This is a genomic window from Paraburkholderia gardini, from assembly GCF_907164545.1.
GTDB classification, from domain to species: Bacteria; Pseudomonadota; Gammaproteobacteria; order Burkholderiales; family Burkholderiaceae; genus Paraburkholderia; species Paraburkholderia gardini.
In genome coordinates this window covers 22,966-29,853 of sequence record NZ_CAJQZB010000056.1, presented here as the reverse complement: position 1 = coordinate 29,853, position 6,888 = coordinate 22,966, and the positions used below count along the sequence as shown (strand labels likewise).

The window sequence follows — 6,888 nt, the reverse complement described above, 5'->3', positions numbered from 1 at the left end:
CTCAACTTCCCGAACCGCCCGGTGCGGACCCGCATGCCGGGTGGTGTGGCAGGGGTACGGCCTCATGGCCGTCCCCTATGCCGATCCGGAATCCCATGTCAAATCTCCTGGACCTCCCAGTGGCACTTTCGCACGCTCCGTTTGACCCACTTGGAAAAACCGTTGGACAGGTTGTCCGTCAGGTCGAACAGGCGCTCGCCCGTACCGAGATCGAACCCGAATGGGTCTCGGTTGCCAACATCGCTGAAGACAACGATGAAGCGCTTTATGGCCTTCGCTCGGAGGCCGAGTGGCCGGATACTCAGGCCGCGCGTCGCCGCCTGAGCCTGTCTGTCCAGCGCGGCACGTCCGAAGGCTGGATCGTTCAGGCTGACTACGTCCACTTCGTTGAGAACGGGCCGGCAGGCACGTGGCAAAGCTTTCCGCTGATGCGTATCAAGTCGTTGTCCCGATCACAGGCGTGGGCGGTCGCGGCAGTCGTTGCGCGGCTGCTCGATATCGACTGATCGGACCGTTTCCCATTTTTTTACTTTTTGACCGGCGCTTGTCGCCGGTCTTTCTTTTTGAGGAGCGAATATGCGATTTGATCGCCGGCGACGGATCGAGGGCGATAGCTGGACCGCCCGCAAGGAGGCGTCTTATCTGAAGCGCCATGTGCGTGAGGCAAGGCGGATCCAGCGGGATATTCCACTGTTCGCCGACCAGTTCACGCCCGCGCCATCGCTGGACGTCGCGGAGGAGCGTGCACGCAGAGAGCGGGCGGCGCAACACGGCGATCAGGAGATGCGGGACCTGTGCGCGAAACACTGGCGAAATGCGCGGACCGCTTACTTCGCGTGTCCTGCCGGGATGCGCGCGGAAATCGCCGATGAATGGCGACGCTGGCGGGGCCCGGCGACGGGCGCCTATTTTGCCTATGTCGTCGAGAAGCATAACGGCGTGGGCGAGGCGAGATCGATGCACCACGCTAGGCGTGAAGCCCTGATCCGCACGCGCATCATCGAGCAACTCAATGCCCAGCAGACCCTCGTGCTGGCCTGATTTACCTGTTCCGAAGCCGGCGCTCACACGTCGGCTTTTTTCCCTCATGACAGGTCGGCACAAAGCCTTAAGCGGGGCGCAAAACTGCAGCTTTCCGGCAGGTCACGCGACACCGCGCGCCTAAACTGGTGCTATCACCCGCGTCCCTGACGCATCGATCGCCGGATTCGGGCACATCATTTTTGCCCCGTCGGGAACACGTTCCTTCGGGCGTCGTTCGAATGGGGCTTACCTCTGAAAGGGGCCTCATGAACCATCCGACTCACACTGATTTCCAGACCGTCCAGATCGCGCACATTGAACAGGCGATCAACGTCTGGCGCAACCGCGCGCCCGCACCAGAAGGCGTCGACGAGGTACTGACGCTTTGCCCACAGGCCCGCGCGCTCGCGGACCTGTATGGAGAGATGATTTTCGGGAAGCTGGCCAGCGTGCCGGCCTCGAGCCTGTCGTCGAAGCAACTCGCCGCGCTGAACGAAGCGCTCGTCTAACCGCAACCGATTTTTTCGCGTCTTTCGGACGCATCGAACCGCCGCATCGCGGCAATCCACCTTCCCCACAGGGACCACGTCCCTGCGGGCGTGGTCTCGTGGGGCTTTTCTTTTTGAGGAACCCCATGAAAGTTACTCCTTCCCAGCTGGTCGCTCTCCTTACCGCCTATGTCCAGAAAGCGTTGCCGGTGCTCATTACCGGAGCCCCAGGGATTGGCAAGAGCGATATCGTCGATCAGGTAGCGAAAGCGACCGGTCACGATCTCCTCATCAGTCATCCCGTGGTCGAAGATCCGACGGACTCGAAGGGCCTGCCGTTTCCGTCTGCGGACGGGAGCACGGCGAAGCACCTTCCGTTCGGCGATCTCGAAAGCGCGGTGAACAGCAAAAATCCCTTGATCTGGTTTCTGGACGATCTCGGGCAGGCGTCGCCCGCCGTTCAGGCGGCCAAGATGCAATTGCTGCTTGCCCGCCGCGTCGGTGATCACGTATTGCCGTCGCACGTCACCTTCGTTGCGGCAACGAATCGCCGCGGCGACAACGCGGGCGTGACGGGTCTTCTGGATCCGGTCATTTCGCGTTTCGCTACGGTCGTTGAGCTTGCCCCGACGATCGATGACTGGACCGCGTGGGCCGTGCGCAGCAATGTGCCGGCCGAGCTGATCGCGTTCCTTCGATTCCGTCCGGACCTGCTTTCGGTCCAGAAGAAATCACGCGAAATCGAAAACACGCCGAGTCCCCGTAACTGGGGGTTCGTCGCGAAAACGATGAACGTGGTGCCAAAGGATCTGGAGCTGATCTCGTACGCCGGCTCTGTCGGCGAGGCGGCCGCACTCGAACTGATGGGCTTTCTGGGCATCTACCGCGAGTTGCCGTCGCCGGATGCGATCCTGCTTTCGCCCGACACGGCGATGATCCCGAAGAAGCCCGCCGCGCTGTATGCGATGAGTTCAGCGCTCGCGGCTTACTCGACGGAAGCCAATTTCGACCGCGTGCTGACGTACACAAACCGACTGATTGGCGAGGACCACCGCGAATTTGCGGCACTCCTCACTCGCGACGCGATTCGTCGTACACCAGCCTTGCAAAACACCCACGCGTTCATTCGCGCGCAGGGTGGCGCTCTCGGCCAGATCATCCAGGGCCAGTAAGCGCCAGTCACCTTTCTCGTTGTTCCTGTTGTTTCTAGCCACGGTCCGCTCCCGCGCGCCGTGGCTTTTCTTTTTCCCTATCCGATTTATCCATTCCCTTATTTTTCTGGAGTCATCCATGAACATCGCTTCTATTCAATCGAAGGTCATGCTGTGCTCGGTCACGATCTCGTCGTGGGGCGCTCGCCGCTTTGACGACAAGATCACTGAAGAAGTCGAGCAGAAGCATCAGGCGAAAGGCCTCGGCCGCTTCAACAAGCGTCTGCTGCCGGAACACGCGCCCAGCTTCAAGGAAGTGGTCGCGATCGGAAACCGCATCCGCGCGTACTTCTATTCGCACACGCTCCAGTACGACCAGCTTGCGGTGCGTCTGTTGCCGACCATGATCTACATGGAATTCGCCGACAAGATGCGCTCACTCAAAGACGAGTTCGATCTGGCCGTTCAGGTGTTCCTGACCGACTACCTCGATCTCAAGGAGCGTGCGCGCATTGAACTGAACGGCACTTTCAACGAGGCGGATTATCCAAGCCTCGCCGTGCTGTCCGAGAAGTTCGGCGTCAAGATGGCCGTGTTGCCGTTCCCGGACGCGAGCCAGTTTGGAGTCGAATTGCCGGACAATGTCCTCACCGGCCTGCGTACGGAAATCGATCAGCACGTGCTCACGTCGATCGCCACAGCGAACAGCGATCTGGTCGGCCGTCTCTATGAGGCGGTTTCCCAGATGGCATCACGCCTGTATGCGAGCGGCAACGTGCGGCTCGATGTCGCCAACAACGTTCGTGAATTGTGCGAACTTCTGCCGAAGCTGAATTTCAGCAACGATCCGAAACTCACGCACATTCTGGAACAGGCGAGAACCCACCTCGCGGTGCACACCGGTTCGGACCTGAAGCTCTCCAACGCGTTGCGCTCGCAGGTGGCATCCAAGGCGCATGAGATCGAGGGGCTGATGGCAGCATTCATGGGCATGACGCCGGAACCGATTGTCGAGGTTCAGGACACCCCGCAACTGCGTCTGGTTGCGTGAGGTGCACATGGATCCCCGAATCTCGAAACAGCGCACCGCGCTCGTGCTCGACCAGCCGTTTTTTGGCTCACTTGCACTGCGTCTGAATGTGATCGAAGACCCTTCCTGCAAGTCGTTCTGGGTAGACGGGGTGTCGCTGGGCTACAACCCGGCATATCTCGCGACCCTGAAGGATCTCGAAATCAGGGGCGTGATCGCAAAGCAGGTGATGCACGTGGCCAACGGTCACTGCTGGCGACAGGGCGATCGCGATCCTGATGGGTGGAATGACGCATGTAGTCATGCGATCAATCCAATCGTGACGGACTCCGGGATGTTGTTGCCGGCCGGTGCCTTGGCCGACCCCCGTTTCAAGGGCAAGTCGGCCGAGGAGATTTACGCGAAACGCGCGCAGGAGGCGCGGGAGAAGGAGAAGGGTGCGAAGGGGGGTGGCAAACCGGAAGCGAAGCCTGATGCTCAGTCAACTGAGCAGCCGGGCGGGCAACCCGGGGGCGCGAGCCCGCCGCAATCCGCGAACGGCGCGAACACACCGTCTGCAGAATCCGCATCTCCCGATCCCCAACCCGCGCCGTGCTGTGGCGAGGTCCGGCAGTACCTGGGCGACGACAAGCCGGTGAAGGAAGCCGAATGGAAGGTCGCCGTGCTTCAGGCTGCGAAAGCAGCCCAGATGCGCGGCAACATGCCAGGCGGCTTGCAGGGGATGGTTCAGCAGGCAGTCGAGCCGATCGTTGACTGGCGCGCGGTGCTTCATCGCTTCGCGCAGCAGTCGTCGCCCACCGACTACAGCTTCGCCATGCCTAACCGGCGCTACCTGCACATGGGGCTGTACCTGCCTTCGCTGAACGAACCCGCAATTGGTGATGCGGTGTTCGTACGGGACGCGAGCGGTTCTGTCTTCGACGAGACGCAGGCACAGTTCGACGGCGAGGTGCTGGCGGTGAACGACAGCTTGCGGCCGCAGCGCCTGATCGTCATGGACTGCGACACGAAGGTGCGTCAGGTCCAGATCTTCGAGCGCGGCGAACCGGTCGAGTTGTTACCCGTGCGCGGCGGGGGCGGTACTGCCTTTGTCGATCCGTTTAGGCGGCTGGCCGAGGAGGGCATCCGTCCGGCGTTTCTGGTCTACCTGTCAGATATGGATGGGAGCTTTCCTGTAGAGGAGCCGTCGTACCCGGTGTTGTGGGCATCGACGGTGCCGCTGCGGCGCGCGAAGCAGGCGCCGTTCGGCGAGATGCTTGAAGTGATCTGTTAGAGCGGCACGCTGTTGTGCCCCGTTTCCTTAACCCACCCGGCTCTTTGCAGTCGGGTTTTTTTTGGTGTTCGAATTCTGAGGTTGCTTTCTGCTTGTGCGGCGCAACAGTCGCTGTGCGAAGCGATCGTTGATTCGAGGGCGCCGAACGGCCACTAACGCCCAGTCGGCCCACGTTTGCGAATGACCGGTTATGGAGGGCTCACTGCCCTTCGAACCCGTTCGGACGGCGAGCATCGGCTTCCGGATTTGCACGGTTGCAACCGCATGCGCGCGACGCATAGCGAACTCAGTCTGCCCCGTCGCTGTGTCACCACGTGCCTCGACAAAGCGTCGAGCGCATTGCGAGTTGCGGCTCCAGACGCAACCCGCCGAAGCCGCGCTTCCTACTTAATCCTCTCAATATCACTCGGTTTCCAGCTCCCGTCGATCGCGGGTTGCGTCGGTGCGTAAAGACGCAGAATCGCGAAGAAGCCGCGCCCGGGCACCGTGGCGAGCCAGTTGCCTTCTTCGGCCTTTGGCGCCTTCGGTCCGACGTACAGCGTCGTGCTTCCGTCCGCATTCCGTTTGGGATGGTTGAGCTTGCCGAGCGACGGGAACGGTTGCCCGTTATCGAGTCCAGACGCGTTCGACGCGTCGTATAGCGTGACCGACCAGAACAGCGCGGCCGGGATGTCCGGCGGCAACGTCACCTCATATGTGTGTCCACCGACCAGCGGGTGACCTTCGCCATCGTTGAACGCGATCATGTAAAACGCGCCTTTGCCGGGCGTCATGGACACCATGCCCGGACTGATCGAGTAGTAATCCGTAAAGAACCAGACTCGCGCATCGAGGTCGCGGTAGCCGCCGCTATTTGAGGTGAAGCCGAGATCGTTGACGGCGGTCGGCCAACGCGACGAGACGTTGTTGACCGGGTTCACCCATTGCCGGTCCTTGTACACACGAATGTCATTGTCGCCTTGCAGGCCAATCACACGACTCGTCTTGTAGCCTGTCTTTGCGGCATCGTCCAAAATCTTCCGGGCATGGGCGTCCGGTTCGAAGGGCTTGTCTTTCCTGATGCCGAGGCCGGCAAGCATGCCCATCCAGTCAGGATCGGCGAGATTGCTGCCTTCCGTATCCACCAGATACTTCAGATCCTTGAAGGCGCTCGCGTCGCTTCGCGGCAGCATGTTGTGCGGCGAACCCGATGCATCGAAGAATTTCATCTTTTCCGCAGAGTCCTTCTTGCCCAGTGGATATATAGCGGATTGCTTGAGCAAATCGACTGCCGGAGTGATGTTGTCCAGCGACTGATAGAACGAGCGCAGGAAAATGAAAATATTGTTGGTCCCCGAACGGTACACGTAGTAGCCCGAAGGCACCTCGCCCGAATAACCGGGCGGAAGGATCAGGAACTTGCCGCCCGCCCCACCGTCCGGGCCTGGCAGTCCGACGTCGCCGAAATACGAGGTACCGTTGACCTGTGGCCCGGGGATCGGGCGTTGCCACATATCGAGCAGAATCCCTTGCAGCTTTGGCGGCGCTTCGAAGACGAGGGGGCCTGTATCAGCAAGGTTGACGAACGCCATGCCGTAGATCAGATCGGAGTTCGGCGTGGTGATGAGGGTTTTCGCATCCAGCCGTTTGGCCCAGATCGCCATCGTGTTGTAGCCCGTGCCGTAGGCCTGCTCGAAGCCGTCGCGCATACCCATTGTGTTAAGCAGTGGCATGGCCCACAGATAGGTCTGCGTCGCTCGCTGGAACAGCAGTTCGTCTGTCAGAGCCTTGGCCGTCTCCGGCGTCGGACGACCCTGAACGAAAGCGCTATTCGCCAGCGCGTCGAAACGGCTCGTCTGCGCGTACGCAAGAACCGGAAACGTCGACGCGACGAACAGTGCAATCAGCGTGTGCAAACCTGCAGATTTCTTCGGCATGATTTCT

General features: G+C 60.7%; 7 protein-coding genes. 6 read left to right on the top strand and 1 reads right to left on the bottom strand.

From position 1 onward, the window contains the following. The first annotated feature begins 119 nt into the window (after positions 1–119). From LPA37_RS26520 to LPA37_RS26495, 6 genes are all read left to right on the top strand, one after another. Positions 120–506, top strand: a complete 387-nt coding sequence (locus tag LPA37_RS26520; RefSeq protein WP_229014142.1) for a hypothetical protein — start codon at positions 120–122, stop codon at positions 504–506. A 70-nt stretch (positions 507–576) separates the two neighbouring features. After that, the gene (locus tag LPA37_RS26515) at positions 577–1,041 is read left to right on the top strand and encodes a hypothetical protein (protein ID WP_229014141.1); all 465 of its coding nucleotides are present in this window, start codon (positions 577–579) and stop codon (positions 1,039–1,041) included. A 248-nt stretch (positions 1,042–1,289) separates the two neighbouring features. Then, positions 1,290–1,532: a DUF3717 domain-containing protein gene (locus tag LPA37_RS26510; RefSeq protein WP_229014140.1), complete on the top strand. Its 243-nt coding sequence runs from the start codon at positions 1,290–1,292 to the stop codon at positions 1,530–1,532. A gap of 125 nt (positions 1,533–1,657) precedes the next feature. Then, on the top strand, positions 1,658–2,683 hold the full coding sequence (locus LPA37_RS26505; protein WP_229014139.1) for an ATP-binding protein: 1,026 nt from the start codon (positions 1,658–1,660) through the stop codon (positions 2,681–2,683). Positions 2,684–2,801: 118 nt separating this feature from the next. Further along, positions 2,802–3,713 (top strand): hypothetical protein, encoded by a 912-nt coding sequence (locus LPA37_RS26500; protein ID WP_229014138.1) that lies wholly within the window; start codon positions 2,802–2,804, stop codon positions 3,711–3,713. A 7-nt stretch (positions 3,714–3,720) separates the two neighbouring features. Beyond that, positions 3,721–4,965, top strand: coding sequence for a vWA domain-containing protein (locus LPA37_RS26495; protein WP_229014143.1), 1,245 nt, complete (start codon positions 3,721–3,723; stop codon positions 4,963–4,965). Between the two features lie 383 nt (positions 4,966–5,348). On the opposite strand, the gene LPA37_RS26490 is transcribed toward LPA37_RS26495, so the two are convergent. After that, positions 5,349–6,881 (bottom strand): DUF1254 domain-containing protein, encoded by a 1,533-nt coding sequence (locus LPA37_RS26490; protein WP_229014137.1) that lies wholly within the window; start codon positions 6,879–6,881, stop codon positions 5,349–5,351. Positions 6,882–6,888 lie beyond the last annotated feature (7 nt).

Excerpts from the sequence above, each read along its gene's own strand:
- LPA37_RS26515 (WP_229014141.1), top strand. The coding sequence starts at position 577 with ATGCGATTTGATCGCCGGCGACGGATCGAGGGCGATAGCTGGACCGCC.
- LPA37_RS26510 (WP_229014140.1), top strand. The coding sequence starts at position 1,290 with ATGAACCATCCGACTCACACTGATTTCCAGACCGTCCAGATCGCGCAC.
- LPA37_RS26505 (WP_229014139.1), top strand. The coding sequence starts at position 1,658 with ATGAAAGTTACTCCTTCCCAGCTGGTCGCTCTCCTTACCGCCTATGTC.
- LPA37_RS26500 (WP_229014138.1), top strand. The coding sequence starts at position 2,802 with ATGAACATCGCTTCTATTCAATCGAAGGTCATGCTGTGCTCGGTCACG.
- LPA37_RS26495 (WP_229014143.1), top strand. The coding sequence starts at position 3,721 with ATGGATCCCCGAATCTCGAAACAGCGCACCGCGCTCGTGCTCGACCAG.
- LPA37_RS26490 (WP_229014137.1), bottom strand. The coding sequence starts at position 6,881 with ATGCCGAAGAAATCTGCAGGTTTGCACACGCTGATTGCACTGTTCGTC.